The organism is Stenotrophomonas sp. 2201_Sma (assembly GCF_056486685.1).
On sequence record NZ_CM151329.1, the window covers coordinates 1,026,596 to 1,052,629 of the forward strand.

27 protein-coding genes are annotated in these 26,034 nt (G+C 66.5%); 12 read left to right on the plus strand and 15 right to left on the minus strand.

Translation table 11 applies throughout. The annotated features are described in order from the left end of the window. Positions 1–325: 325 nt before the first annotated feature. From ACZLIF_RS04835 to ACZLIF_RS04855, 5 genes are all read right to left on the minus strand, one after another. Positions 326–1,087 carry an Imm52 family immunity protein gene (locus tag ACZLIF_RS04835; protein ID WP_128989789.1) on the minus strand — a complete coding sequence of 254 codons (762 nt, stop codon included), beginning with the start codon at positions 1,085–1,087 and terminating at the stop codon, positions 326–328. Continuing rightward, a complete protein-coding gene (locus ACZLIF_RS04840) occupies positions 1,084–1,665 on the minus strand; it encodes a Tox-REase-5 domain-containing protein (protein ID WP_241685991.1) in 582 nt (193 codons plus the stop codon). The genes ACZLIF_RS04835 and ACZLIF_RS04840 overlap by 4 nt, the downstream gene beginning before the upstream one ends. Positions 1,666–1,859: 194 nt before the next feature. Beyond that, positions 1,860–2,207, minus strand: coding sequence for a hypothetical protein (locus ACZLIF_RS04845; RefSeq protein WP_111187168.1), 348 nt, complete (start codon positions 2,205–2,207; stop codon positions 1,860–1,862). Next, positions 2,188–2,691 carry a DUF4123 domain-containing protein gene (locus ACZLIF_RS04850; protein ID WP_128989785.1) on the minus strand — a complete coding sequence of 168 codons (504 nt, stop codon included), beginning with the start codon at positions 2,689–2,691 and terminating at the stop codon, positions 2,188–2,190. The genes ACZLIF_RS04845 and ACZLIF_RS04850 overlap by 20 nt, the downstream gene beginning before the upstream one ends. Next, positions 2,691–3,137, minus strand: coding sequence for a PAAR domain-containing protein (locus ACZLIF_RS04855; protein ID WP_128989783.1), 447 nt, complete (start codon positions 3,135–3,137; stop codon positions 2,691–2,693). Before ACZLIF_RS04855 ends, ACZLIF_RS04850 begins: the two co-directional genes overlap by 1 nt. Positions 3,138–3,506: 369 nt before the next feature. Between ACZLIF_RS04855 and ACZLIF_RS04860 the strand changes: the two genes are divergently transcribed. The 4 genes from ACZLIF_RS04860 (at position 3,507) to ACZLIF_RS04875 (ending at position 8,177) form a co-directional block, all read left to right on the plus strand. Beyond that, the gene (locus ACZLIF_RS04860) at positions 3,507–3,887 is read left to right on the plus strand and encodes a tautomerase family protein (protein ID WP_053519221.1); all 381 of its coding nucleotides are present in this window, start codon (positions 3,507–3,509) and stop codon (positions 3,885–3,887) included. A gap of 130 nt (positions 3,888–4,017) precedes the next feature. Next, complete coding sequence (locus ACZLIF_RS04865) at positions 4,018–4,404, plus strand: DUF2946 family protein (RefSeq protein WP_065175979.1); 387 nt, start codon at positions 4,018–4,020, stop codon at positions 4,402–4,404. A 120-nt stretch (positions 4,405–4,524) separates the two neighbouring features. Further along, complete coding sequence (locus ACZLIF_RS04870; protein ID WP_128989781.1) at positions 4,525–6,660, plus strand: TonB-dependent receptor; 2,136 nt, start codon at positions 4,525–4,527, stop codon at positions 6,658–6,660. Between the two features lie 11 nt (positions 6,661–6,671). Further along, positions 6,672–8,177, plus strand: a complete 1,506-nt coding sequence (locus tag ACZLIF_RS04875; protein ID WP_128989779.1) for a PepSY domain-containing protein — start codon at positions 6,672–6,674, stop codon at positions 8,175–8,177. Between the two features lie 9 nt (positions 8,178–8,186). On the opposite strand, the gene ACZLIF_RS04880 is transcribed toward ACZLIF_RS04875, so the two are convergent. From ACZLIF_RS04880 to ACZLIF_RS04895, 4 genes are all read right to left on the minus strand, one after another. Continuing rightward, on the minus strand, positions 8,187–9,320 hold the full coding sequence (locus ACZLIF_RS04880; RefSeq protein ID WP_128989777.1) for an MFS transporter: 1,134 nt from the start codon (positions 9,318–9,320) through the stop codon (positions 8,187–8,189). 11 nt (positions 9,321–9,331) lie between these two features. Then, a complete protein-coding gene (locus ACZLIF_RS04885; RefSeq protein WP_128989775.1) occupies positions 9,332–10,108 on the minus strand; it encodes a DeoR/GlpR family DNA-binding transcription regulator in 777 nt (258 codons plus the stop codon). Between the two features lie 140 nt (positions 10,109–10,248). Further along, positions 10,249–10,923 carry a class I SAM-dependent methyltransferase gene (locus ACZLIF_RS04890; protein WP_128989773.1) on the minus strand — a complete coding sequence of 225 codons (675 nt, stop codon included), beginning with the start codon at positions 10,921–10,923 and terminating at the stop codon, positions 10,249–10,251. 365 nt (positions 10,924–11,288) lie between these two features. Next, complete coding sequence (locus ACZLIF_RS04895) at positions 11,289–11,693, minus strand: GFA family protein (RefSeq protein ID WP_053519241.1); 405 nt, start codon at positions 11,691–11,693, stop codon at positions 11,289–11,291. 174 nt (positions 11,694–11,867) lie between these two features. Between ACZLIF_RS04895 and ACZLIF_RS04900 the strand changes: the two genes are divergently transcribed. Then, positions 11,868–12,842 (plus strand): Lnb N-terminal periplasmic domain-containing protein, encoded by a 975-nt coding sequence (locus tag ACZLIF_RS04900; protein ID WP_128989872.1) that lies wholly within the window; start codon positions 11,868–11,870, stop codon positions 12,840–12,842. Further along, positions 12,842–14,866: an esterase/lipase family protein gene (locus ACZLIF_RS04905; RefSeq protein ID WP_128989771.1), complete on the plus strand. Its 2,025-nt coding sequence runs from the start codon at positions 12,842–12,844 to the stop codon at positions 14,864–14,866. The genes ACZLIF_RS04900 and ACZLIF_RS04905 overlap by 1 nt, the downstream gene beginning before the upstream one ends. A 45-nt stretch (positions 14,867–14,911) precedes the next feature. On the opposite strand, the gene ACZLIF_RS04910 is transcribed toward ACZLIF_RS04905, so the two are convergent. Continuing rightward, on the minus strand, positions 14,912–16,279 hold the full coding sequence (locus ACZLIF_RS04910; RefSeq protein WP_128989769.1) for an MFS transporter: 1,368 nt from the start codon (positions 16,277–16,279) through the stop codon (positions 14,912–14,914). Positions 16,280–16,360: 81 nt separating this feature from the next. On the opposite strand from ACZLIF_RS04910, the gene soxR reads away from it, so the two are divergent. Further along, positions 16,361–16,795: a redox-sensitive transcriptional activator SoxR gene (gene soxR, locus ACZLIF_RS04915; protein ID WP_053519250.1), complete on the plus strand. Its 435-nt coding sequence runs from the start codon at positions 16,361–16,363 to the stop codon at positions 16,793–16,795. A gap of 41 nt (positions 16,796–16,836) precedes the next feature. Here soxR and ACZLIF_RS04920 read toward each other — a convergent pair whose 3' ends face one another. Continuing rightward, complete coding sequence (locus ACZLIF_RS04920; RefSeq protein ID WP_128989767.1) at positions 16,837–17,439, minus strand: short chain dehydrogenase; 603 nt, start codon at positions 17,437–17,439, stop codon at positions 16,837–16,839. Positions 17,440–17,538: 99 nt separating this feature from the next. Between ACZLIF_RS04920 and ACZLIF_RS04925 the strand changes: the two genes are divergently transcribed. Beyond that, complete coding sequence (locus ACZLIF_RS04925; protein ID WP_128989765.1) at positions 17,539–18,414, plus strand: LysR family transcriptional regulator; 876 nt, start codon at positions 17,539–17,541, stop codon at positions 18,412–18,414. 60 nt (positions 18,415–18,474) lie between these two features. On the opposite strand, the gene proC is transcribed toward ACZLIF_RS04925, so the two are convergent. Together proC and ACZLIF_RS04935 are read right to left on the minus strand one after the other, a co-directional pair. Next, complete coding sequence (gene proC / locus ACZLIF_RS04930) at positions 18,475–19,296, minus strand: pyrroline-5-carboxylate reductase (protein ID WP_053519255.1); 822 nt, start codon at positions 19,294–19,296, stop codon at positions 18,475–18,477. Positions 19,297–19,314: 18 nt separating this feature from the next. Further along, positions 19,315–19,992, minus strand: a complete 678-nt coding sequence (locus tag ACZLIF_RS04935; RefSeq protein WP_128989763.1) for a YggS family pyridoxal phosphate-dependent enzyme — start codon at positions 19,990–19,992, stop codon at positions 19,315–19,317. Positions 19,993–20,079: 87 nt separating this feature from the next. On the opposite strand from ACZLIF_RS04935, the gene ACZLIF_RS04940 reads away from it, so the two are divergent. From ACZLIF_RS04940 to ACZLIF_RS04950, 3 genes are all read left to right on the plus strand, one after another. Continuing rightward, positions 20,080–21,117 carry a type IV pilus twitching motility protein PilT gene (locus ACZLIF_RS04940; protein ID WP_053519259.1) on the plus strand — a complete coding sequence of 346 codons (1,038 nt, stop codon included), beginning with the start codon at positions 20,080–20,082 and terminating at the stop codon, positions 21,115–21,117. 147 nt (positions 21,118–21,264) lie between these two features. Then, positions 21,265–22,359 carry a PilT/PilU family type 4a pilus ATPase gene (locus tag ACZLIF_RS04945; RefSeq protein WP_053519270.1) on the plus strand — a complete coding sequence of 365 codons (1,095 nt, stop codon included), beginning with the start codon at positions 21,265–21,267 and terminating at the stop codon, positions 22,357–22,359. 157 nt (positions 22,360–22,516) lie between these two features. Further along, the gene (locus ACZLIF_RS04950) at positions 22,517–23,500 is read left to right on the plus strand and encodes an aldo/keto reductase (protein ID WP_128989761.1); all 984 of its coding nucleotides are present in this window, start codon (positions 22,517–22,519) and stop codon (positions 23,498–23,500) included. Positions 23,501–23,530: 30 nt separating this feature from the next. Here the strand turns inward: ACZLIF_RS04950 and ACZLIF_RS04955 are convergent, their stop codons facing one another. Continuing rightward, positions 23,531–24,433, minus strand: coding sequence for a LysR family transcriptional regulator (locus tag ACZLIF_RS04955; RefSeq protein WP_128989759.1), 903 nt, complete (start codon positions 24,431–24,433; stop codon positions 23,531–23,533). Between the two features lie 158 nt (positions 24,434–24,591). Here ACZLIF_RS04955 and ACZLIF_RS04960 point away from each other — a divergent pair, with 158 nt between their 5' ends. Then, positions 24,592–25,299: a YitT family protein gene (locus tag ACZLIF_RS04960; protein ID WP_053519265.1), complete on the plus strand. Its 708-nt coding sequence runs from the start codon at positions 24,592–24,594 to the stop codon at positions 25,297–25,299. A gap of 118 nt (positions 25,300–25,417) precedes the next feature. Here ACZLIF_RS04960 and ACZLIF_RS04965 read toward each other — a convergent pair whose 3' ends face one another. Further along, complete coding sequence (locus ACZLIF_RS04965; RefSeq protein ID WP_053519397.1) at positions 25,418–25,963, minus strand: DNA-3-methyladenine glycosylase I; 546 nt, start codon at positions 25,961–25,963, stop codon at positions 25,418–25,420. Positions 25,964–26,034: the final 71 nt, after the last annotated feature.

Here is a 26,034-nt window from a genome sequence, read left to right on the forward strand (position 1 = left end):
CATTGAAGGCAATCGGTGCATTCTCTCTGCTGAGGCGTGAACCGCAGCGGTGGAAGTTCGTTCGTTTATTCGAGACGCCAATCCCGGCCAAGGCAATCTGCCTCGGCGCGGCGATCATCCGGCTGCGCAATCACATCGGTCTGTAAGGAAAATTCTCTTTCATGCCAATGCGGAGGAGGGAGATCTCGATCTGTGCGACAGTGCACGGGCGCGCTGCGAGCAACGTCACTTCCGATGCGACGCGCTGCACGGGCTGTCGGTGCACTTCGCGACAACGCGGTACGCGCCGCGGGTTGTTTGCGTCACGCTGCGCACGATGCCCGGATCACTCGAGCAGCGTCGGATCGGTGATGTCCAGCAGCCCGGCATTCGCCATCCGCAGTTCAACCTGATGCACGCGCCTCAGATGTTCCGGGTTGCGCAGATCGAAGGGTTCGTCCAGCGCTACGATCATCGTTCCTTTGCCTTTCACGACCTCCATGGACGCCGCTTCAGGAATGAATTTCTTCGGCACGAGGTGGGGTACAAATCCCATCCAGCCCAGCCAGCGTCGATGGGGAAACAGTTGATGGAAGTGTGCATAGGTCTCATATCCCTCTCCGTCCGGGAGTGGGGACGTAACGTCTGTCGCAACGAACACGGCATCCAAACGGGTTGCCATGCTTCGGACGCAGGATCGAATGATTCCGGATGTGCCATCCGGACCAAAAGCCTGGACGGGGGCGTTGATGCTCAGGGTAACCCTGCCGAACCACGGCCTGTAATCCAGCGTAGGACAGCCAGGTTGATCATGAGCTTTCTGGCTCAAGGCGGGAGTAATGGAAGCGCCGGCACCGCCCGAATTGGCCGCAGTTGGGTACTTTCTATGGTAGTAGGCGGCGTTCTCGGCGACTGCATCGATGAACCTTGCCTTGTCGCTTAGAAGTACCGGTCTGCCAGAGGAATCACGAAGCGCCCAGTTCTGGAAAAGGTGATGTATCTCGCCAAGCTCTTCGGTAAGTTGCAACAGTTGTCGATAGGCCGCTTCAGCACTCAGCACCTCCACCGGCACAGTTGCATCTATGAATGCGTTGTATATCTCGGTCATGGTGAGTATCTGCAGACTGAGGCAAGTGGGCCAAAGAGGCGTAGTGCGGCCATGTAGCACACTCGTTCGAGGAAGTGCCACTCCAGTTTTGAGGGTCGTCCGAAACCGCTGATGATTCCATGCTGCGTACTTAACTGTCTTATCCAGGATTCCTCAATATTCTCCCTTCTCTTTCCAGCCTTCAGCGCAGCCCACAAGCGTAATGTTCCCTTCTCGTCAAAGAACTGGGAGTAGTGGCCTTTCGTTTCAACGGCGGTACATGTTCTTCGCCAGAAGCCATCAAACCGGACACCTGCGCACTGCCACTCGGTTATGGTGATCTGATTCTTCTCGCGGAGGATAGCTGCGCGAGATCTGTCCAGCGCGGTGCCCCCATACGTGTAATCGAAGCTCTCCGGTCCGGCCAGGCGATTGGCGATTCGCAGCTGGTAGTCGTAGTCCCGGTACTGGGTCAGTGGAATCGTGTAGTTCGCGGGCACGAGGTAGCCTTGTGCCAGCTTGCAGGCGTTGCAGTTATTCTGGTTGCTCGTCTGCGAGCAATCTGTCTCGCTCGTTTGTACCCTGGGTTCGATCTTCACTCCAGTTTCGACACCCGTCGCTTCCTTGATCTTCTGCCATATCTGGCCGAGCGTCGGGCCGCCTGCCGTGGTTCCTGGCATCTGGTCTGGGAACGGAACGGGAGCATCGCGAACCGGATCCCATGCCCCTGGCGACGTCACTGGGGGAGGGGGAATAGGGAATGGCACAGCACCCATTTTCTGGTCCTTTCAGTTCAGTCTGTGATGCGGGAAGAGGCCAGCAGTGCCAGAAGGTCCGCTGCCGTGGCATTGGGATGGGCGGTCTCGTTGAACCAGACCCGGGTGACTGCCTGGTCGCGCAACCCGCGGGCCCAGGCCACATCGGCTTTCACCCAGCGCACCAGCGTCGGTAGATGCGTGATGTGCAGGGATGTCATAGCGTGCCGGTAACTTGCACGGACATCCTCGACGAGTTCCTCGTCGCTTCGTTGGGCGGTCTCGACAGGAAAGTGTCTTCTGGTTTCGCGCGAAAGCGGGACGACGAACGTTGCTGGATCCGGGAGGCAAAGCCTCGCATACTGTTCAGCGCTGAGTGTCAGCATCGCATGCACCTGGCCTTTCGAGATCGGCTCGGACCAGAGTCCAGTCCTGACTGTTCAACGTGACCTGCCACTCCAGTACCGGACCGAGCAGGTCCAGCTGTTGTCGGGGAGTGAGGACATCGCAGTATCGGAGGAAGGCTCTGGGGTCGTAGTAGCGCATCAATGCCAACGACCCGTCCGGCAGCGAGATGTCCAGTTTCGTCTGCAGATGTTGAAACAATGGATCGAAGGCTGTCGCTGAAGCCAGTATCGTGACGCCCGAAGACTGACGACCGAGGCAGGTCAGCCAGTGATGTACAGGTCTCTGGATCGCTCCCCAAGGTAACTCGATCAGCCAGGGAGAAGCTTGGACGAGATCGCTCTCGGGCTGTCCTGTGAACAGCGAGCGGTGGAGCAGTGCGTCCTGCTGAGTGTAATGGCGGAGTTCGCCCTCTCGTTCAGGGGCGGCGGCGCAGTCCACCAAAGCGAATGCTGTCCACGCCATCACGAGCGCACCAGAAGCGGAGCGCCGCTGGTGCCTGCAGTGAGCAGGCACTCCAGGCAGATGGCCGCTCCGGGAGAGGAGCCTGTCGAGACATCAATCGTTGAGGGTGCGGCAGTACAAGGCCCTTCGCTGACGTACACCAGGCGCTGTTGGGTGGAAACAAGCTGGCAGCCGCATGCGAGACGGTGCCCGTGGAGCGCGACGGGGTGACCGTCGATGATAAGGGTGGGCTCGCCTTCGATGATCGGGAAGACCCCCTGATGCAGCGGGCAGGTGGCGCTGTCGCCTTCACGTGCGACGGCGCGGCCCTCGATGTCTGTGCAGGGTGAGCCGTTGATGACGCGTCCGCTGCTGCTGGTCGTGTCACCAACGACAATCCAGTGTCGTCTCACGTTGAGATATCGAACCTGTTGGTCGGTGCCCAGCCTGCAATCCGGCAACGACATCCATCAAGCATTTGCAGCCATCATGCTGTCACTTATGGCACTCCATGCAGCTGCTGATTGTGATCGCTTCTCCCGTTTCTGCTGGAGAAACAAGAGCTTTCCAGAAATTTGGGGTCGCGGGATTCAGTCAATGAGGGCAGGGACGTGGTCTGCGCGACGCTGCGTTGATGAGTTCAGAAACCTGCGAGAAGCGACATGCACCCTCGTAATCAGAGAGCGAACGCGGAGCGGCAGGGAAGCTGAGAAGTGCGCCCTCCTGGGGGAGGAAATTGCAGGGCTCTAAACGGGACGCGCGTTCGCGCGACATTTCACACAGAAATCCAGCAGCCCGGCGCATCGTCTCCCAACCCTCCACCCGGGAGCCCCACCATGCCGCTCGCCCGCATCGATCTCCGCAAAGGCCAATCCGCCGACTACCTGCAGCGCGTCGGCGAGGCCATCTACCAGGCCATGCGCGCTGTCGGCGTGCCCGAGAACGACCGCTTCCAGATCTTCCAGGAGCACGACGCCGCCACCCTGGTCTACGACCCCAGCTACCTGGGTGTGCAGCGCTCCGACGATTTCATCTGCATCCAGATCACCTGGAACGAGGGCCGCACCCTGGAGCAGAAGAAGGCGCTGTACGCGGGCATCGCTGACGGCCTGCATGCGGCAGTGGGCATCCGCCGCGAGGACGTGTTCATCAATCTGGTGGAAGTGAAGAAGGAGAACTGGTCGTTCGGGCATGGCGTTGCCCAGTACGCGACGTGAGGCGCCTGCGTCACCCTGTCGCAGGGGCAAAACCCTGAACGTGGTCCAAGGTTGCGGCGCCGCGCCGTAGAATGCCCGGGTGCACCGCCCCCGATTCCACCGCCGGTTCCAGGCCCTGGCATGGCTCGCCCTGCTGCTGGTGCTGCTTGCCCCGCTGGTGAGCCGCTGGGTGGCGCATGGCCGCGTGGCAGCGGCGGCGCCGGTGGCGGCGATGGATCATTCGCTGCATGCGCAGCACACGATGGAAGGCCATCACGACCATCATGCGATGGCGACGCCGCACGGTGAGGCCGCGAAGAATCCGCCCGCCGATCCACACGCCGACCATGAAATGGGCGTGGATTGCGATTACTGCCTGATCGCGGCGCGGCTGATCACCCTGCTGGTGGCGGCGTTCCTGCTGCTGGTGCCCTTGGCGCCGGTCTGCCGGGCGCGGCTGGGCGCTGTGCTGGCAGTGCCCGCGCGCCTGGCGGGAACCCTCGGGGCGCGGGGACCACCGGCGGCATCGGTGGGCTGAGCCGCGCGCGCGGCCGTGCATTCCCTCTGATGGAAGCCGCCAGGCATGGCCTGGCGCTACCGCGTGCGCTTTCCTTCCTGCTGCCCCGCAGTGCGGGGTGGCATTGCATGCCGTGAAAAAATGAAAAGACATCCGAAGCGCGTTGCCCTGCGTTGGGCGACGCTGCCGGCGCTGTGCGCCTGCGCCCTGCCTGTTGCACCTGCCCGTGCCGAAGCGGCGGGCCCGACCACCCTGGACACCGTACGCGTAGTCGATACCCGGCACGGTGCGCTGTCGGCCACCCCCGGCGCAGGTTCCGCGCTGGGCCTGAACGTGTTGCAGACACCTGCCGCGCTCACCGTGATCGACCGCGACCAGCTGGAGCAGCGCGGCGACAGCAACCTCAACGATGCGATCAGCCGCGCGGGTGCGATCAGCGCGATGCCGCATCCGGGCAACGGCCTCAGCGCGCTGTCCAGCCGGGGTTTCACCGATGGGGCGTCGGTGATGCGCCTGTACGACGGGCTGCGCCAGTACGGGGGCGTCGGCATCACGTTCCCGTTCGATACCTGGTCCATCGAGCGCATCGAAGTGCTGCGCGGGCCGGCCTCGGTGATCCACGGCGACGGTGCGATCGGCGGTGTGATCAACATCGTGCCGAAGAAGCCTTCGCGCGGTGCCGTCGAGAACGAGATCAGTGTGACGGTGGGCAGCGAGGACACCGCGCGCCTGGGCTTCGGCAGTGGTGGCGCGCTGACCCCCGAGCTGGCCTACCGGCTGGATGTGAGCGGCAACTACAGCGGCGGCTGGGTGGACCGTGGCCGCAACAGTGACGCGACTTTCTCCGGGGCATTGCTGTGGCAGCCGCTCGCGGACCTGCAGCTGACGCTCACCCATGCGCAGGGCTACCAGCAGCCGATGCGCTACTTCGGCACGCCGCTGGTGGATGGCCGACAGTGGGACGCACTGCGCCACCGCAACTACAACGTGGAAGACAGTGACATCCGCTTCCGTGACCGCTGGACGCAGCTCGATGCGCTGTGGACACCGAATGCGAACGTGGAATGGCGCACGCGCCTCTACCAGATCGACAGCCAGCGCGATTGGCGCAACGCCGAGGCCTATGTCTACAACCCGCGCACTGGCCTGATTGACCGCTCGGGCAATACCCAGATCACCCACAACCAGGACCAGACCGGGCTGACCTCGACGCTGCGCGTGCAGGGGGAGGTGGGCGGTCTTGCCAACAGTTTCGCGCTGGGGATGGATGCCAACCGCGCGCACTTCAAGCACACCAACAACACCTATGCCGGCAGCTCCGGCCCGGTCGATCCGTTCCATCCGGTGCCGGGCCAGTTCGCCAGCGATGCGCCGAATCTGCCGCGCTACCGCAACGCCGCCGAGCAGTACGCGCTGTTCGTGGAAGACCACCTGACGCTGAGCGAGCGTTGGTCGGTGCTGGGCGGCCTGCGCCATGACCGCGCGCGCATCGATCGCACCGATCTGATCAGCGGCCAGAGGGCATTCTCGAAGACCTACAGCAGCACCGGCTGGCGAGCAGGCACGGTATTCGCGCTGCAGCCGACGCTGAGCCTGTACGCACAGTATTCGCAGGCGGCCGACCCGGTCAGCGGCCTGTTGATGATCAGTCCGGCCAACGGTGCCTTCGACCTGGCCAAGGGGCGTCAGGTCGAAGTCGGCCTGAAGCAGGCCTTTGACGGTGGCGAGTGGACGCTGGCGGCGTACCGGATCCGCAAGACCGGGCTGCTCAGCCGTGATCCGCTGCTGCCGGATCGTCGGGTGCAGGTGGGCGCGCAGACCTCGCGCGGAATCGAGGCGTCCTTGAACTGGAATTTCGCGCCGCAATGGACGCTCGATGCCAACGCGACGGTGCTGAAGGCCGAGTTCGAGGACTTCCTGGAAACCACCGGTTCGCCGGCCGTGCTGGTCTCGCGCGATGGCAACGTGCCGCCGAACGTGGCCGAGCGGTTGGCCAATGTGTGGCTGAGCTGGCAGTTCCTGCCGGACTGGACCGTGGCCGGCGGTGCGCGTTACGTCGGCAAGCGCTACGCCGACAACGCCAACACCCTGGAGCTGCCGGGCTACGGCACCACCGATCTGGCGCTGACCTGGCAGGCGGCACCGCGCACGCGGGTGACAGCCCGTGTGTTCAACGTGTTCGACAAGGCGTACTACGCCACGGCGTACTACACCAGTACGCAGTGGCTGCTGGGTGCGGACCGCCGCGTCGAGTTCACCCTCGACCATCGCTTCTGAGGACGCACACCATGTCGCTGCGATCCACTGCCAAGCGCTGGACCTACCTGGTGCACCGCTGGCTGGGCATCGGTGGATGCCTGTTGATGCTGCTGTGGTTCGTCAGTGGCATGGTGATGCTGTTCGTCGGCTACCCGAAGCTGACGCCCGGCGAGCGGCTGGCGGCGTTGCCGGTGCTGGGCGACGCGCATGGGCTGCTGGGACTGTCGGCGTTGCCAGCGGCCGTGCAGGCTGAGCCGGAAAGCGTGGCGCTGACCACGCTGCGCGGCGAGCCCGCCTATGTGGTGCGTAGTGGCAGCCACGTGGGAGCCTGGTCGGCGCGTACCGGGCAGGTCCTGCTGCCGGTATCGGCACAGCGCGCCGAAGCTTCGGCGGCGCAGTTTGCCGGCGGCCCGGCATTCGTGGGTGCGATGCGCGTGGATGAGGACCGCTGGACGCATTCGCGTGCGCTGGATGCGCATCGGCCGCTGTACCGGGTCGAGGTGGGCGGTGCGCGGCCGGGTGACCTCTATGTGTCTTCTCGCACCGGCGAGGTGGTGCTGGATGCACCGCATGTGCAGCAGCGCTGGAACTATGTGGGCGCTTGGCTGCACTGGCTGTACTTCCTGCGCATGCAATCGGTGGACCCGGTGTGGACGTGGGTGGTGATCGTGTTGTCCGCACTGTGCACGGTGGCGGCGGTGAGCGGCATCGTGGTGGGGGTGTGGCGCTGGCGCCTCCGTGGCCACTATCGTTCCGGTGCGAAGACGCCGTACGTCGAGCCGTGGATGCGCTGGCATCATCTGATCGGTCTGGCGGCTGCGGCGTTCGTGTTCACCTGGATCTTCAGCGGGCTGATGTCGATGAATCCGCTGGGCGTGTTCAGCAGTACGCGCGCGGCGATCGACACGGCGCAGTATCGCGGCGATGCGGTGGCAGTGAACGGCGCACTAGGCGAACCGGCAGCGCTGCTGGCTGCGGCCCATGATGGGCTGTTCATGCCGGTGGAGATCCAGTGGCGGCGCATCGGCGGTGAGCTGTTCGCGCTGCTGCTGGACGGGCAGGGCGATACGCGCATCGTATCCGCAGGCGAAGGGCATCTTCGGATGATGCAGCTGCTGCCGGTGGCATGGCTGCAGCAGAAGGCGCAGGCGATGTCTGCCGCGCCGATGCATCGGTTCGCGCTGCTGCATGCAGCGGATGCCTATTTCTATCCACGTGCGCCGGAGGCGATGAACGGCGCGGCGGTGCGCCGCTTCCCGGTGGCGGTGGCGGACTTCGGTGATGCCGAGGCGACGCGCGTCTACTTCGATCTGGCCAGCGGCGATCCACTGCTGACCCTGGGGCATCGTGAGCGCGTCGGGCGCTGGCTGTTCTACTTCCTGCACAGCTGGGACCTGCCGGCAATGCTGCGGCAGGAGACGGCCCGGCTGGGCGTGCTGCTGCTGTTGAGCACCGCCGGCACCGCGCTGTGCGCGACGGCTACGGTGATCGGTTATCGACGATTGCGGATGAAGGTCCGGCGTCGGCGCCGTTGATGCCGCGCGCTACACCCGCAGCCAGCGCGTGGACACTGCCACCAGCAGCAGCGCGATGGCCACACCGATGAATGCAGCGATCAGGCCGAAATGATTGGCGGCGAAGCCGATGAGTGCCGGGCCGGCAAGAATGCCGGCAAAGCCCAGCGTGGACACGGCGGTGATCGCCAGCGCGCCGGGCATGCGGGTCTGGTGGCCGGCCAGCGAGAACAGCGCCGGCGCGATGTTGGCGCAGCCCAGGCCGACCAGCACATAGCCGGCCAGTGAGACCTGCCAGGGCGTGACAAGCGTCAGCACCAGCACGCCGCTGGCCGCGAGCAGGCCACCGAACACGATGGCGCGTTCGCGTCCCACCCGCGCCACCAGTGCATCGCCGAGCAGGCGGGCGACGGTCATGGTCAGGGTGAAGATCACATAGCCGATGCCTGCCATGCGCGCATCGACGTTGCGCACGTCACTGAGAAAGACCGCGCTCCAGTCCAGCATCGCGCCTTCGCCGAGGAACGCGACGAAGGCCAGCACGCCGATGAACAGCACGATGCCGTGCGGCATGGCCAGCATCGGCGTGTCGTGCGGCATGCGCTCGCGGTGCCAGTACGACGCCGACAGCAGCATCGCCAGCAGCATCGCGGCCACGCCGATCAGCACCGATGCCAGCGGTGGCAGCTGCAGGGACAGCAGCACGGTCATCATTGCCGCGCCCAGGAAGCCGCCGATGCTGAAGAAGGCGTGGAAGCCGGACATCATCACACGCCGCGCTTCGCGCTCGACCACCACGGCCTGCACGTTCATCGTGCAGTCCATCGCGCCTACCGCGGCACCGAACACGAACAGCACCAGGCCCAGCAGCCACGCTGAACCGGCCAGGGCCAGGCCCGGCACGGTGAGGCAGATCAACAGCGTACTGGCCACCATCACCCGGCGGCAGCCCAGCCGCGCGGCCAGAACGCCTGCCACTGGCATCGCCAGCAGCGAACCGGCACCCAGGCAGAGCAGCACCAGGCCGAGCGTGGCGTCGTTGAGGTCCGCGCGTGCCTTGGCGAACGGTACCAGCGTCGCCCACAGTGCCGTGGCGAAGCCGGGAATGAAGAATGCAGCGCGGGTCGCGTGCTGTTCGGCACGCGCGCGGTAGGCAACGGACATGGGCGGTTCGGTCAGGGCGGGGTGGGGTGCACCGCAATACCGGCAGCGAGGAAGCGCGCTGCCAGTGCGGGCGGGGCTGATGTGGTCAGCACCAGGTCGTCGATCTCGTCGAGGCCGGCGATCTGCCAGTGGCCACGGGCACCGAGTTTTTCGGTGGTGGCGGCGACAATGACGCGGCTGCTGCAGGCCACCATGGCGCGCTTCAATGTGGCTTCTTCGGCATCCATCGCCCACACACCAGTGTCGCCGTCCACCGCGCACGGGCCGGGCAGGTACACGTCGGCGCGCAGGCGCTGCACCTGGGCCAGTGCTTCAGCACCGACCGCCCCGCCGCCGCTGGCCAGGCGGCCGCCGATCAGCTGCACGGAAGTGCCTTCATGCACGCTGGCGGCGGTGGCGATCTGCGGCGCGTTGGTAATCACCGTCAGTGCCAGTTCGGGCGGCAACTGCTGGGCGATGGCCAGGTTGGTCGAACCGGCATCGAGCAGCACCACCTGGCCAGGTTGCAGCAGGGCACAGACGCGCGCGGCCAGTTCGGCCTTGTCGCCACGATCGCGGGTGAGCCGCTCGCGCAGCGGGCGCTCCTTCGGCGGCGGCAGCACGGCGCCGCCGTACACGCGCTGGCACAGGCCTTGGGCGGCCAGTTCACGCAGGTCGCGGCGGATCGAATCTTCGGAGACGCCATAGCGGCGCGCCAGTTCCGCAGCGATCACGCGGCCCTGCTGGCGCAGTTCCTCGAGGATCTGCCGGGTACGTTCGGCGGGGAGGGGGCTGGAATCGGCGTTCATGGGATAAGTGTGCATATTCGTGCATGAACATGCAATAACGTGCATTCCGGGTCGACGCACGGGAGCCCCTTCTCCCGGGCGGCCCTGGAAAAGTGCGAGGTGCGGGGCTTGGCCGGGCGAGCGCCGGCTCTGCAGGTTCATCAGGCCGCGTAGGCGACCCAGCCCTTGAAGGTGAATCCGGCGTAGAACAGCTCGATGTCCTTGAAGCCTGCCTCCTGCAGCACCTCCACCTCCTGTTCCGGTGACAGCAGCGGCAGGCGCTCGGCGATGGCGGTGATCGCGCGCTGTGCATCCGCACGGGCAATGCCGGAAGCCTCGCCGAAGGCCGCATAGCGCCTCAACCAGCGCAGCTTCGCCTCCGGCTCCTGCGGGACGCTGTGGTGGGCCACCACCAATGGCGCGCCCGGACGCAGCCGCCTGCGCAGTTCGCGCAGGGTATGCCGGCGCTGGTCGATATCGAGGAAGTGCAGGGTCAGCAGGCAGCTGGCGCCATCGAAGATCGTGGCCGGGGCATCCTCGATGTAGCCCTCCAGCAGCTCCACGTGGTTCATCCGTGTGCCGAGCGTTTCGCGGGCCAGCGCCAGCATCGGGCCGGCCGGATCGACTCCGAGCATGCGCCAGTATGGGTGGGCGTCAGCGAAGGCCTTCAGCTCGAGGCCGCCACCGGCGCCGAGCACCAGCACGTGGCCGTGCTCGGGCACGTGCTCGGCCAGCAGCAGGTGGGCCATCTGTTGCAGACCGAGGAATCCAGGTACCTGCCGCAGCGGTCCCTCGTGATAGCGGGCCGCAGCCTGGGGATCGGAGAACGAAGGCATCCGGAGGCGACCTGCAGCAGGAGGGGAATTATCACTGTAGCGCGGGCGTCAAGAGGTGCCGAGTCCGCGATGCAGCTGCGGCGTGGTGCGCGCGCAGGGCTTCGCCGCCTGTCATCGTGGCGTCGTCGATGCCTCACGCCGGCTATGCAGGCCAGCGTCCACGCTTGATCGTCCCCGCCCCCACGGAGACCGACCATGTGGCTGCTTGATCATCTCTGGCCTGCACGCCGGCCCGCGCCTCCGCCGCACCCCGTTCAAGCGGAGCCCGCGCCACGCCGGCCCTGGCGCAAACGCCCCGCGCGGGCCGGCCGCAGCGGCATGGCGCCCTGGCAGAAGGTCGCCGCGCCGACACGCCGAACCCGGCACTAGGCCGGGCGGTCGGCCGGATGGTTCACGCCATCGCTGACCGGAATCACGCCCAGCGCGAAGGGATCGATGCCCTCCAGGCAGGCGACGTTGTAGCCGTACTGGTCGGGGTTCGAACGCCGACGGTGGTGGGTGTAGATGCCGCACACATCGCAGAAGTAGTGCTCGGCCACATGCGTGTTGAACTGGTACAGCCGCAGATGGTCCCGCCCTCGCACCACCTGCAGCCCTGCGAGGGCGACGCTGGCGGCGATGGCGCCGCGGCGGCGGCACATCGAGCAGTCGCAGCGGCGCGGGTCGACGATGCCGTCCGGCAGGTCCAGCAGCAGTTCGACCGTACCGCAATGACAGCGGGCGCTGTGCTGGGGTTGGACCGCAACACCGGCCACGGAGGTAATGCCCATCGATGCTCCTGGAAGAGGGAACGGTATGTGGAAAACGGCGTTGCAGACGGTGCACCCAGCAGCCTGAACAGGCCGTAGATGTCAGGGCGAACCCGCTTGTGGCTAACTATGCGCCCCCGGGACCACGACAGGACGCCAGTGAAAGCCGCAGGACGTTGGATGACAGGAAGTGTGATGGTACTGCTGGCACTGTGGGTGGCTGGCCTGCTGCTCTATCAGCTGCCGGGGCCGGGCTGGCTGGCGTCGGCCGTGGCGGTACTGTGGGTGCTGTCCGCCCTGTGGGCGTCCTGGCGGGTTGCCCGTGGCCATGGCACGCGACGGCTCGGCATGGCCTTCGGCGTGGCGCTGGCCCTGGCGCTGGGGTGGTGGATGCTGCTGACCCCGCGCCAGGATCGCGTCTGGGCCGATGACGTGGCCCAGCGCCTGCACGTGGTGTCCTTCGATGGGCGGCATGTGGTGCTGGACAACGTGCGCGATTTTACCTGGCGCAGCGAAACCGACTATGACGCGCGCTGGGTGCGCCGGACGTACGACCTGGACCAGCTGCGTTCGGCCGACCTGGTGCTTTCGTACTGGATGGGGCCGGCGATCGCCCACACCCTGATCTCGTTCGGCTTCGACGATGGCCGCCATGTCGTGTTCTCGCTGGAGATCCGCAAGGAACGCGGGGAATCGTTCTCGGCACTGGGGGGATTCTTCCGCAAGTTCGAGATGACCCTGGTGGCCTCCGAAGAGACCGACATCATCCGCACGCGTACCAACGCGCGTGGCGAGGATGTCTATCTGTACCGCCTGCATGGCATGGACCGCGCACAGTTGAAGGAACTGTTCGCTGCCTACATCGCGCAGGCGCGCGAGCTGGATGCGAAGCCCGGCTTCTACAACACGCTGACCAGCAACTGCACCACCATCGTCTTCGATCTGGCCAGGCATATCGCGCCGCGGCTGCCGCTCGACTACCGCCTGCTGCTGTCCGGCTATCTGGCCGAGTACGCGCAGGAGGTCGGGGCATTGACGCCGGGGGTGCCGTACGCAGTGCTGCATGCCAAGGGCCGGATCACCCAGCGCGCGCTGGACCTGGGTGACGGCGGCAACTTTTCCACCGTGATCCGCCAGGGCGTGCCCGGCACCGAGCAGGACCCGCAGTGATGCTCATGTCCATACTTTCCCGCTGGCAGCGCGTGCTGCCGGCGTCGCTGGCGATCTTCATGCTGCTGGCCGGCAGCGGCTGCGCGATGGTCACCGTCAAGCAGGTGAAATCCAGTGACTCGCTGGTCAACAAGCGTGCCGATGTGCTCAACACCGGCAAGCTCAGCCCGGCGGCCCGGGAAACGCTGAGTGCAGCCGGGCTGGATGAGTCGCAGTGCGAGAAGGACTTCGTGGTCTGTCGCAGCACGCTGTTGATGACCGACGATCTCAACGTCGAACAGCGGCTGTCCGCGTTGTCGGAGCTGTGGGTGAAGGCAGCGCTGGCGCTGACCCCGAAGAAGACGGCGGCGGGCGATCCACCGATGAGCGATGCCGCACTGGACGCATGGCTGGAAGCGGCGCGCTATGCCTACGCCTACCTGTTCTACAGCGGCCGTTCGCCGTCCGATCGGGCGTTTGAGGACCGGCAGACGCAGGTGCGCGACTATTACAACTATGCAGCCGAGAAGGCCGCGGTGGTTCTGTTCGTGCGGGCGCGCGCTGCCGCGCTGGCCGGCGAGGACTATACAAAGCCGATCACGGTCGGCAGCTGGTCGCTGGCCTCCAACTACCAGCAGCTGGCCCTGAAGAGCATTCCGGCGCAGCTGGTACCCGCCGGTACGGTCAGCTTCGTCGGCCTGCGCAGTACCTATCGACGCGACGGTTTCGGTGCGGAGCTGGTGATGGTGATGGACCCGCCGAAGCTGGTCACTCCGGCGGTCTCCGCAGATGGCCCGAAGGCGGACGGCGGGCAGGACGACGACAGCGATGCGCGTCGTGGTCGCCGCCATCGCCAAGATGATGCGGTGCCGGAGTTCAGCGAGATGTCCTCGATCAACGTCACCGCGCTGCTGCGCTTCGAGGGCAGCACGCTGGAGGACGTGATGCGTACCCGCCGGGTCGAGCTGGACGCCTATTCGCCCGAAGCGACCGAGCGCATCACCCTGCACGGCGAGCAGGTGCCGCTGGCCGGCAACTTCACTGCCGCCTACGGCCTGTGGCTGGCGCAGAGTGGCTTTGCCCGGCAATCGCTGCGCACGCTGTTCGGCATGAGCGAGGGTATCGGTGAGCCGCACATCTACCTGATGCAGCCGTGGGATCCGAACCGCCGCATCATCTTCATGCTGCATGGCCTGGCCAGCAGCCCGGAAGCGTGGGTGAACCTGGCCAACGAGATCATGGGCGATCCCGAGCTGCGCCAGCAGTTCCAGGTGTGGCAGGTGTATTACCCGACCAACGCGCCGATCGCGCTGAACCGCTATGAGATCGCTACTGCATTCAACGACACGCTGAAGCATTTCGACCCGGATGGCAGCACGCGCGCATCGAAGGACATGGTCTACATCGGTCACAGCATGGGCGGCGTGTTGGCCCGCCTGCTGGTGAGCGACTCGGGCGATGTGCTGTGGAACGACCTGCTGGCCAACTATGACCTGAAGGGTGAACGACTGAAGCGGGTGCAGAACAAGCTGGGCCCGCTGCTGCACTTCAAGGCGCAGCCGAATGTGGAACGGGCGATCTTCATCGCCGCTCCACATCAGGGCACCGACATCGCCGGCAACAGGGTCGGCCGCCTGATCGGCCGCCTGGTGCGCCTGCCGCTGACCATCCTGGGCAAGTTCGAGGATGTGTTCCTGGCGCTGGCGCAGGCCGAGCAGCAGGTTGACGGCACCGCCAAGCCGAAGATTCCCAACAGCATCGACAACCTCAAGGCCAGCGATCCGTTCGTGAAGGCGGCCGCACAGCTGCCGATCGAAGCGGGCCTGAAGTACCACTCGATCATCGCCCAGCGCAAACCGGAACTGCCGCTGGAGGAATCCGACGATGGGCTGGTGCCGTATTGGAGCGCGCACCTGCCGGGGGCGCTGTCGGAGAAGGTCATCATCTCCGGACACAGCGTGCAGGAATCGCCGCAGGCCGTGCTGGAGGTGCGCCGCATCCTGCACCGGGACATCGATGACGTGGACGCGGCGGCCACGCCATGACTGCACTGATCGCCGGGCCACGCCCGGCCGCATCAACCGGTGGCGTTACACCCGGCGTGCAATCAGCGTGGACAGCAGAGCCAGGCCCAGGGTGATCGCCAGGCACAGCACGTAGCCGATGTGCGGCCTGTCGTCCACGAACAGGGCAAACAACGCGCCGGAGACGGCCAGTGCGGTGGTGACCGCCAGCGCCTCGCTCAACTGCAGCGCCGAGGTGTTGGCTCCCTGTTCGTGCGGTGCCGAAAGGGACAGGGTCAGTACCGAAAGACTGGCGTAGATCATGCCCATGCCGAAGCCGGTGAGCGTCCAGCCGATCAGAGCCACCGGCAGCGGTACCGTGCGGAACAGCACCGCCAGCGTGGCCGCGATACCGATCGCCATCAGCGGCGTTCCCGCGCGCAGCAGCTGCTGGCGTGACCAGCCATTGCGCTGGTGGCCCTGCAGCCACGACCCGGCGAACCAGCCCAATGCCCCCAGGCTCAACACCGCGCCGGCCCCGCTGGGTGACAGCCCGCGCTCGCGCTGCAGCAGCAGTGGCAGGTAGGCCTCGCAGGCGAAGAATGCCGCAGCGGCGATGCCGCGCAGGGCGATCACACTGGGCAGGCCGCGATGCAGGCGCAAGGTGCCGGCGGGCAGCAGCCGCTGCACGCAGAACAGCAGCGCAAGCATCGCCACAGCGATGCACAGCACTGCCGCCATCCCTTGCTGCTGCCCGCCGAGATACAGCAGCAGCGCTGCCAGCGACGCGCCGCTGGCCCAGCGCACCACCCGGCTGCGATTGCCGCTGTCGCCCGCAGGCGAGGGCTGCAGGCGTGACAGTGCAGGTCGCAGCAGCAATGCAGCGGGTAGCGCCAGCAGCGGCACGGCCAGGAACACCCACCGCCAGCCCAGGTGCTGCACGATGAGCCCGCTCGCAGCCGGGCCGATCATCGACGGCACCACCCAGCCAGCGGAGAATGCTGCGAACACCTTCGGGCGCAGCGATTCGGGGTAGGTACGGCCGACCATCACATACAGCGAGACCGAGATCGCACCCGCGCCCAGGCCCTGCAGCAGCCGCCCGGCCACCAGTATCCCCATGTGCGTGGCCAGGCCGGCCAGCAGCAGGCCCAGTACGAAGCACGCCAGGCCCCACCACAGCGGCCGCGCGGGCCCGTGCCGGTCGGCCCAGAGGCCAGCGAGTGTCATGCCGATGACGCTGGTGGCGAGGGTCCCGCCGAAGGCCAGCGCGTACAGGCGAAGCCCGTCAAGCGCGGCGGCGACGGTGGGCATGGCTGCGGCCACCGCCAGCGCTTCGAAGGCGTGCAGCGAAACCAGGGCGACCATGCCGAGGGTGGTCGCACGATAGCGCGCGGAGAGGATGGAGGTTTCGGCAGGAGGGGCGGCGTCGGCAGCAGATGGAGTCGGGGTCATGCGGAAAGTCTGGGAGGCCGCGCTTGTCATCCGGCGGCGAAGACCGCAGCATGACACCTGAACTATAGTTGAGGTCAAGCAATGGTGTCGCAGGAACTGAGTGTGGGTGAGGTTTCGCAGCGCAGCGGCGTGGCCGTATCCGCACTGCACTTCTATGAGCGCAAGGGCCTGATCAGCAGCCTGCGTACCTCGGGCAACCAGCGCCGCTTCAGCCGCGACGTGCTGCGCCGGCTGGCGGTGATACGCGTTGCACAGCGCGTGGGCATGCCGCTGGAGGCGGTGGCGCGTGCTTTCGAAAGCCTGCCGCAGGGCAGGGCACCGACCAAGGCCGACTGGGCCACGCTGTCTGCACGCTGGCGGACCGAGCTGGATGAGCGCATCCACATGCTGCAGCTGCTGCGTGACGAGCTGACCGGGTGCATCGGTTGCGGCTGCCTGTCACTGAAGCGCTGCCGGCTGGCCAACCCCGAAGATGTCCTCGGGGAACGGGGTGACGGTCCGATGCGCTGGGGCTGAGGCCCCGGCACATCGGAGGGCACGCCAGGCTGGATCATGCATCACCAGACGGTGATCGTTTCACCGCTCAGGATGCCTTCCACCGCGCGCTGGTACGCCAGTGCCGCGCGCTGGGCGGTGACCGCTTCAAAGCCGGGGAAGTAGGGCGCGTAGGCATCCATTGATTCGACCAGCACATTCGGGCTGACGACATTGATGCGCAGCCCGCGGGGCAGCAGCTCCAGGGCCGCTGCGCGCACGAATCCTTCCAGCGCGGCGTTCACCGAGGTTGCATTGACGCCATCGCGGATCGGCTGGGCACTGACGATGCCGCTGGTCAGGGTGATCGAGCCACCGGCGGTGAGGTGATGCTGGGCGGCCAGTGCCAGCCGTACCTGACCGAGCAGCTTGTCCTGCAGGCCGACGTTGAACCGTTCGGGCGTCATGTCACGCAGGGGACCAAAATGCAGTTTGCCTGTTGTGGAAATCACCGCATCGACCGCGCCGGTGCGGGCAAACAGTTCGTTGACGCTGGCATCGTCGGTCAGATCGACGCGCAGCGTGCCGCTGCTGCGCCCTGCGTCCAGGATCTGGTGCTGCTGGCCGAGCTGGCGCGCTACGGCGTGGCCGAGCGTGCCGGTGGCGCCCACGAGAAGAATCTTCATGACGGTTCCTTGCTTGGGGAGACGAAGCGCAGTCTGCGCCGTGACGACGCGGTTTGGTAAGCCGCGTATGATTCGCTGATTACTAATCAGGACTTAGCAATGGACATGCTGCGCTGCATGCAGGCCTTCGTCGCCGTGGCCGAGCGCGGGAGTTTCGCCGCTGCCGCCGAGCACCTGCAGGTGTCTGCGGTGATGGTGGGCAAGTACATCCAGCAGCTGGAAAGCCACCTCGGCACCGCGCTGTTGCAGCGGAACACGCGGCGGCAGCGCCTGACCGAAGCGGGCAGCGCCTATCTGGCCGGTTGCCGGCAGGTGCTGGAGCAGGTGCAGCAGGCCGAGGCGGACGTGGCCGGCCTGCAGCTGCAGCCGCGCGGTGTGTTGCGGGTCAGTGCTCCCACCACCTGGGGCAGCTGCGTGCTGGCGCCCCGGTTGGCCGAGCTGCTGCGTGCACAGCCGCTGCTGAACATCGAGCTGGATCTGAGCAATCGCCGGGTGGACCTGATCGAAGACGGCTTCGACGCGGCGATCCGGGTCGGTCCGCTGCCCTCGGCGGACATCGTTGCGCGTCCGCTGCCCCCCTATGCGATGAGCCTGTGCGCAGCGCCGTCGTACCTTCGCCGTCGAGGCACGCCGCGGACGCCCGCGGATCTGCAGGGGCACGATTGCCTGAGCCACCTGGCGTGGCGTGGCGGGCACGGTTGGCAGCTGGCCAGTGGCGAGCATGTGGACTGGGAGGCGCGGCTCACCAGCAATGACGGTTTCGCGCTGCGCGAGGCTGCCGTGGCGGGTGCCGGATTGATTCTGCAACCGACGGCGCTGCTGGCCACGGAGATCGCTGCGGGCCGGCTGAAACCGCTGCTGCGCGACCATCTGCCGGAGCCGCGGCCGATGCACCTGATCTATCTGCCGGACCGTCGCCCGCGCCCGCGCCTGCAGTGCTTCGTCGACTTCGTCATGACCACGTTGGGGCAATGAGCATCGCGGGAGACGGGGTCAGATCCCTTTGCCCCGGCAGAGGGATCTGACCCCAAGGAATCAGTCGTTTGCCGCTGACAGTTCCTGGCCGCGCACCTGTGCAGCGCGCAGCGCGGCATCCACCAGTGCCTCGAAGCCACCGGCCTGGAAGCTTTCGATCGCAGCCTGGGTGGTGCCGTTGGGCGAGGTCACGCGGCGGCGCAGCTCGGCGGGACTTTCGCCCGCTTCATCGAGCATGCGTGAGGCGCCCAGCAGCGTCTGCACCACCAGCGTGCGTGCGGCGTCGGCGGGCAGACCCTGGGCGATGCCTGCCGCTTCCATCGCTTCGGCGAGCAGGAATACATAGGCCGGACCGCTGCCGGAGACAGCGGTGACCGAATCCATCAACGGCTCGCTGTCGATCCATACCGTGCGTCCGGCACTGGCCAGCAGGTGCTCGGCCTGGGCGCGCTGTGGTGCATCCACTGCCGGTGTTGCGTACAGGCCGGTGACGCCGGCACCGAGCAGCGCGGGCGTGTTGGGCATCGCGCGCACCACCGGCAACGTGCCGCCCAGCCAGCGCTGCAGCTGCGTGCTGGTGATGCCGGCGGCGATCGAGACCACCAGCGGTCGGTTGTCCTGCGCCAGCGGCTGCAGCGACTGGCAGACGTCGCGCAGTACCTGTGGCTTGACCGCCAGCAGCCAGGTCTGGCCCTGCGCGGCGGCCGCGCTGGCGCTGTCGTGGGTATGCACGCCGAAGTCGCTGGCAAGCGCATCGCGCACGGCGGCGACCGGCTCGGCCACGTGGATGCGCGTGGCAGGCACGCCCTGGCGGATCAGGCCGGCGATCAGGCTGCGTGCCATGTTGCCGCCGCCGATGAAGGTGATGGAATCTGCTGCCATGGAAGTCTCCTCGGAATGTCAGGCCGGCCGCGGACGGGCGCCGAACAGGGCGGTGCCGATGCGCACCAGGGTGGCGCCTTCGGCGATGGCCTCGGTGTAGTCGCTGCTCATGCCCATCGAAAGGGTATCGACCTGCGGGAAGCGGTCGGCCAGTGTCTGGAAAAGTGTGCGCATGCGCACGAATGCGTCGCGGCGGCGTTCCGCCTCCGGCCACGGCGCCGGGATCGCCATCAGACCCCGCAACCGCAGGCCAGGCTCGGCGGCGATGGCCTCGGCCAGGGCCTGGACGTCCTCTGGCGCGCAGCCGTGCTTGCTCGATTCATCATCGATGTTGACCTGGATCAGCACGTTCAGCGCTCCGCGCGCCGCCGGTCGATGGCGGGCCAGCGCGGTCACCAGCTTGGGACGGTCCACGCTCTGCACCCAGTCGAAATGCGTGGCCACCGCTTCGGCCTTGTTGGACTGCAGATGGCCGATCAGGTGCCATTCCAGGTCGAGGTGCTGCAGCGCCTGCATCTTGGCCAGCGCCTCCTGCACGTAGTTTTCGCCGAAGGCGCGCTGGCCCTGTGCAGCAAGGGCGGCCACGGCCTCGGCCGGTTGGGTCTTGGAGACCGCCAGCAGGCGCGGCGGCGCACGTCCGGCGGCCTCCGCCGCAGCGTGCAGGGTGCTCAGGATCTGGGGCAGGGCAGTGGCCACGTAACGCGTTCCAATCGATCAGGAGGCTATACTGCCGCCCGGGGAAAGATCCTTCCAGTCGAAGCCGTTATTGGGGAGTAGCCGCTCATGGATATCGCCGAGCTGTTGGCGTTTTCCGTAAAGAACAAAGCGTCCGACCTGCACCTGTCCGCAGGCCTGCCGCCGATGATCCGCGTGGACGGCGACGTTCGCCGCATCAACATCCCGGCGCTGGACCACAAGCAGGTCCATGCGCTGGTGTACGACATCATGTCCGACAAGCAGCGCCGCGACTACGAGGAATTCCTCGAAGTGGACTTCTCGTTCGAGATCCCGTCGCTGGCACGTTTCCGCGTGAATGCGTTCAACCAGAACCGGGGTGCGGGCGCGGTGTTCCGTACCATTCCGTCGGAGGTTCTGACGCTGGAGGATCTGGCCTGCCCGCCGATCTTCCGCGAACTGATCCAGCAGCCGCAGGGCCTGATCCTGGTGACCGGCCCGACCGGTTCGGGCAAGTCGACCACGCTGGCCGCGATGATCGACTACATCAACAAGAGCGAATACGGCCACATCCTCACCGTCGAGGATCCGATCGAGTTCGTGCACACCTCGCAGAAGTGCCTGATCAACCAGCGCGAAGTACACCGCGATACGCATGGCTTCAACGAGGCACTGCGCTCGGCACTGCGAGAAGACCCGGACATCATCCTGGTCGGCGAACTGCGCGACCTGGAAACCATCCGCCTGGCACTGACCGCCGCGGAGACCGGCCACCTGGTGTTCGGCACCCTGCACACCAGTTCGGCGGCCAAGACCATCGACCGCATCATCGACGTGTTCCCGGCCGGCGAGAAGCCGATGGTGCGCTCGATGCTGTCCGAGTCGCTGCGCGCGGTGATCTCGCAGGCACTGTTGAAGAAGGTGGGCGGCGGCCGTACCGCAGCGTGGGAGATCATGGTGGGCACGCCGGCCATCCGCAATCTGATCCGCGAAGACAAGGTGGCGCAGATGTACTCGGCGATCCAGACCGGTCAGCAGCAGGGCATGATGACGCTCGACCAGCACCTGCAGGACCTGGTCAAGCGCAGCCTGATCACCCGCAACCAGGCGCGCGAGTACGCCAAGGACAAGCGACTGTTCGAGTAAGGCAAGGCAGAAGCGGGCCCCGGCGCGCGACCGCGCCGGCGACTCCGCGATGTTCCGACCATCGACTGAAGCCTGGCACATGCCTCCTGGGAGCCTGCCGTGAACACCACCGCCACCACCATCGATTTCACCTCCTTCCTCAAGCTGATGGCGCACCAGCGCGCCTCGGACCTGTTCATCACCGCGGGCATGCCGCCGGCGATGAAGGTCAATGGCAAGATCGCGCCGATCACGCAGACCCCCCTGACGCCGCAGCAGAGCCGCGACCTGGTGCTGAACGTGATGACGCCGGCACAGCGCGAAGAGTTCGAGAAGACGCACGAATGCAACTTCGCCATCGGCCTGTCCGGTGTCGGCCGTTTCCGCGTGAGCTGCTTCTACCAGCGCAACCAGGTGGGCATGGTGCTGCGTCGCATCGAGACGCGCATCCCGACCGTGGAAGAACTGAGCCTGCCGCCGATCATCAAGACGCTGGCGATGACCAAGCGCGGCATCATCCTGTTCGTCGGTGCGACCGGTACCGGCAAGTCGACGTCGCTGGCAGCGATGATCGGTTATCGCAACCAGAATTCCACCGGCCACATCATCACCATCGAGGATCCGATCGAGTTCGTGCACAAGCACGAGGGCTGCATCATCACCCAGCGCGAAGTGGGCATCGATACCGACAGCTGGGAGGCCGCGCTGAAGAACACGCTGCGCCAGGCGCCGGACGTGATCATGATTGGTGAGGTGCGTACCCGCGAAGGCATGGACCACGCCATCGCCTTCGCCGAAACCGGCCACCTGGTGCTGGCGACCCTGCACGCCAACAACGCCAACCAGGCGATGGACCGCATCATCAACTTCTTCCCGGAAGACCGTCGCAACCAGCTGCTGATGGACCTGTCGCTGAACCTCAAGGGCGTAGTCGCCCAGCAGCTGGTGCCGTCCCCCGATGGCCGCTCGCGCAAGGTTGCGATGGAGATCCTGCTGGGCACGCCGCTGGTGCAGGACTACATCCGCGACGGCGAGATCCACAAGCTGAAGGAAGTGATGAAGGAATCGGTCCAGCTGGGCATGAAGACCTTCGACCAGAGCCTGTTCGAGCTGTACCAGGCCGGTGAGATCAGCTACGAGGATGCGCTGCGGTATGCCGATTCGCAGAATGAAGTGCGGCTGCGCATCAAGCTGAGCCAGGGCGGTGACGCGCGCACCCTGTCGCAGGGGCTGGACGGCGTGGAAATCTCCGAGATCCGCTGAAGCAGCAGGGGACGGCAGCCGGGCATCGCCCGGCGCCGCGGAACATCACCGGATCGACCGGATTCATGAAATGCAGTCATGACCGACTGCGGCGCAGCCGGTTCAATCCGATGGGGCCGCAGGCGTATCGTCAGCGCTCCCCCTCTGGAGCATGACAATGCAGACACGTGAACTCGGCCGCAGCGGCCTGAAGGTTTCCGCCCTCGGCCTGGGCTGCATGGGCCTGAGCCACAGCTACGGCAAGCCCGTGGAACTGGAGCAGGGCGTCGCGCTGCTGCACGCAGCCGTGGAGCGCGGGGTCACCTTCTTCGACACGGCCGAAGTGTACGGCCCGTACACCAACGAGGCACTGCTGGGCAGGGCGCTGGCGCCGCATCGGGACCGGCTGGTGATCGCCACCAAGTTCGGTTTCCGCAATGCCCAGGCCGATACCGGGCTGGACAGCCGCCCGGAGAACATCCGTGCCGTGGCCGAAGCCAGCCTCAAGCGCCTGCGTACCGACCACATCGATCTGTTCTACCAGCACCGTGTCGATCCCAACGTGCCGATCGAGGACGTCGCCGGTACCGTGCGCGACCTGATTGCCGAAGGCAAGGTCGGCCACTTCGGGCTCTCCGAAGCGAGTGCCGCCACCGTGCGCCGCGCACATGCCGTGCAGCCGGTGGCTGCGGTGCAGAGCGAGTACTCGCTGTGGTGGCGCGAGCCGGAGCGCGAACTGCTGCCGACCCTGCAGGAGCTGGGCATCGGCTTCGTACCGTTCAGTCCGCTGGGCCGGGGCTTCCTGACCGGTACGATCAATGCAGAGACCACGTTCGAGGCCGACGACTTCCGCAACACCGTGCCGCGGTTTGAAGTCGAAGCGCGCCGGGCGAACCAGGCGCTGGTGGACCGGATCGGCGCCATTGCCGCCGCCCGCGGTGCCACCCCGGCACAGGTGGCACTGGCCTGGCTGCTGGCGCAGGCGGACTGGATCGTGCCGATTCCGGGTACCACCAAGGTGCATCGCCTGGAAGAGAACCTGGGAGCGGTGGACCTGCAGCTGTCGAGCGAAGAACGGCAGGGCATCGCGCAGGCGCTGGATGAAGTGTCGATCGTCGGCGAGCGCTACAACGCCCAGCGTGCGGCGCAGGTCAAGGGCTGATCGTGGTGGGTGCGGGCCTTGGGCCCGCACTCATCGGTCCATCATCGGCCCGCGCAGGGCATCGAGCACCGTGCGCATCGCCAGGGTCACGTGGTGGCGCGAGGGGTAGTACGCGTAGTAGCCATCGAACGGCGGGCACCAGTCGTCCAGCACCGATTGCAGGCGCCCATCGTCCAGCATCGGCAGGACCTGGTCTTCCGGCAGCCAGGCCAGCCCGCTGCCGGCCAGTGCCGCGCTGCGGGTCATGCCCATCGTGTTGAAGGTCCACTGCCCGCTCACGCGCACGCTCAGTTCGTGGCCATCCTGGCCGAAGTCCCATGGCATCAGTCCGCCATGGGTGGGCAGGCGCAGGGTGATGCAGTTGTGGCTGGCCAGGTCGTGCGGATGCGCGGGGGCGGCGTGCTGACGGAAGTAACCCGGGGCACCGACCACGCGCATCCGCAGCGGGGGGCTGATGGGCACGGCGATCATGTCGCGTGCCAGGCGCTCGCCGAGGCGGATGCCGATGTCATAGCGCTCGGCGACGATGTCGGCCAGGCCGTAGTCGGTGGTCAATTCGATCTTCAGGTCGGTGAAGCGCTGCAGCAGGGGGGCCAGCCGCGGCCACGCCAAGTACTCAGCGGCGTGGCCGGTGGCATTGATGCGGATCGTCCCGGCGGGGCGGTCGCGGTACTCGGCCAACGCGGCCAGTTCGTGCTCGATCTCGGCCAGGCGTGGCGCCAGCGTGGCGAGCAGGCGGGCGCCAGCCTCGGTGGTGGAGACGCTGCGGGTGGTCCGGGTCAGCAGGCGCACCCCGAGCCGCTCTTCGAGGCCCCGCATGGCATGGCTGAGCGCGGACTGGGAGACACCCAGCTGGGCGGCCGCGCGGGTGAAGCTGCCCTCGCGGGCGACGTGGACAAAGGCCTGCAGGTCGTTGAGGTTTTCGCGCGGCATACGGGAATGATACGGCGCCGCCGCTGCCCGCTGCCGCACGGGCTGATGCTCTCCGGGGAGCCCTCAGGCAGGGCGGCGCATCCAGCTGAACGATTTCATCTGCAACTGTCATGCGGATCGTGTCTAATACCGCCTCCCCCCGCTGTCCCCCCACCCGCATGTCCCATCCTTCCCATGGCCCCGCGCCGTGCGACGACGCTGACGGCCACCTGGTCACCGCCGGTCCGTTGACTCCGCCGCCGGACAGCGCCGGTACCACCGCCGACGAGAAAGCGCTGCGCCACTCGGTGGCCGAGGACGTGCAGGGCATGGTGCTGGCGACGATGGTGGCCTCGCTGGGCCTGGCCATCTTTGCCAAGGGCGGGCTGATGATCGGCGGCATGGCCGGCATGGCCTTCCTGCTGCACTACTCCATGGGCTGGAACTTCGGGCTGGTGTTCGTGCTGGTCAATCTGCCCTTCTACTGGGTGGCGCTGCGGCGCATGGGCTGGGAGTTCACCCTGAAGACCTTTGCCGCGGTTACCGCCTGCGGCGTACTGACCGATCTGCTGCCGCGCTGGATCGATTTCTCGCACATCCATCCACTGTACTCGGCGATCGTCGGCGGCGCGCTGTCGGGGCTGGGCATCCTGTTCTTCATCCGCCACCGTGCCAGCCTGGGCGGCATCGGCATCCTGGCGGTCTACCTGCAGCGCACCCGTGGCTGGAGCGCCGGCAAGGTGCAGATGTCCTACGATGCCTGTCTGATGATCGCCGCGTTCTTCGTGCTTTCGCCGTCCAAGGTGATGTATTCGGCGATCGGCGCGGTGGTGCTCAGCCTGGTGCTGATGTTCAACCACCGGCCCGGCCGTTACATGGGCGTGTAAGCGCGCCTTCCGCGTTCGCCGGGCATGGCCCGGCGCTACCGGAACCGGTACGTGGTAGCGCCGCGCCATGCCCGGCGGATGGATCTGGTAGCGCCGGGCCATGCCCGGCGGGTCCGGTTCAGCGGGCGACGGCCTGCAGCCAGGGCGGTGACAGCTTCAGCAGCCGCGCATGCACCGGGCAGTCTGCGGCGTGCGCACCCGGCAGGTAGCCCAGGCTCATCAGGAATTCGCCGGTGATCTCGCCGCCGGTGAAGCGGAAGGTCTTCTTGAACAGCTTCACCCAGTCGGCCTTGCTGCGCGGGTGATGCGCGTCCAGCCAGGCGGCAAAGCTGCCGTGGTCCGCACGCAGCTGCTGGATCACCTGTGCGTTGTGGATCGCGGCAAGCACCTTCAGGCGGTTGCGGATGATGCCCGGGTCCGAGAGCAGGCGCTCGATGTCCTGCTCGGCATAGGCCGCGACCCGGTCCACGTCGAAGGCATCGTAGGCCGCGCGGAATCCTTCCCGCTTCTTCAGGATGGTCTCCCAGCTCAGGCCGGCCTGGTTGATCTCCAGCACCAGCCGCTCGAACAGCTCGCGTTCGTCGCGCTGCGGGAAGCCGTACTCGTGCGCGTGGTAGTAGTCGTGCACCGGGTGGCCGGGGGCGATCAGGCAATATCCGGACAAGGCGAACTCCTGCGGTACGGGGTGGTCATTATGCGCGCCGTGACCGGCAGGTGCAGGCATCGGGGGCGACC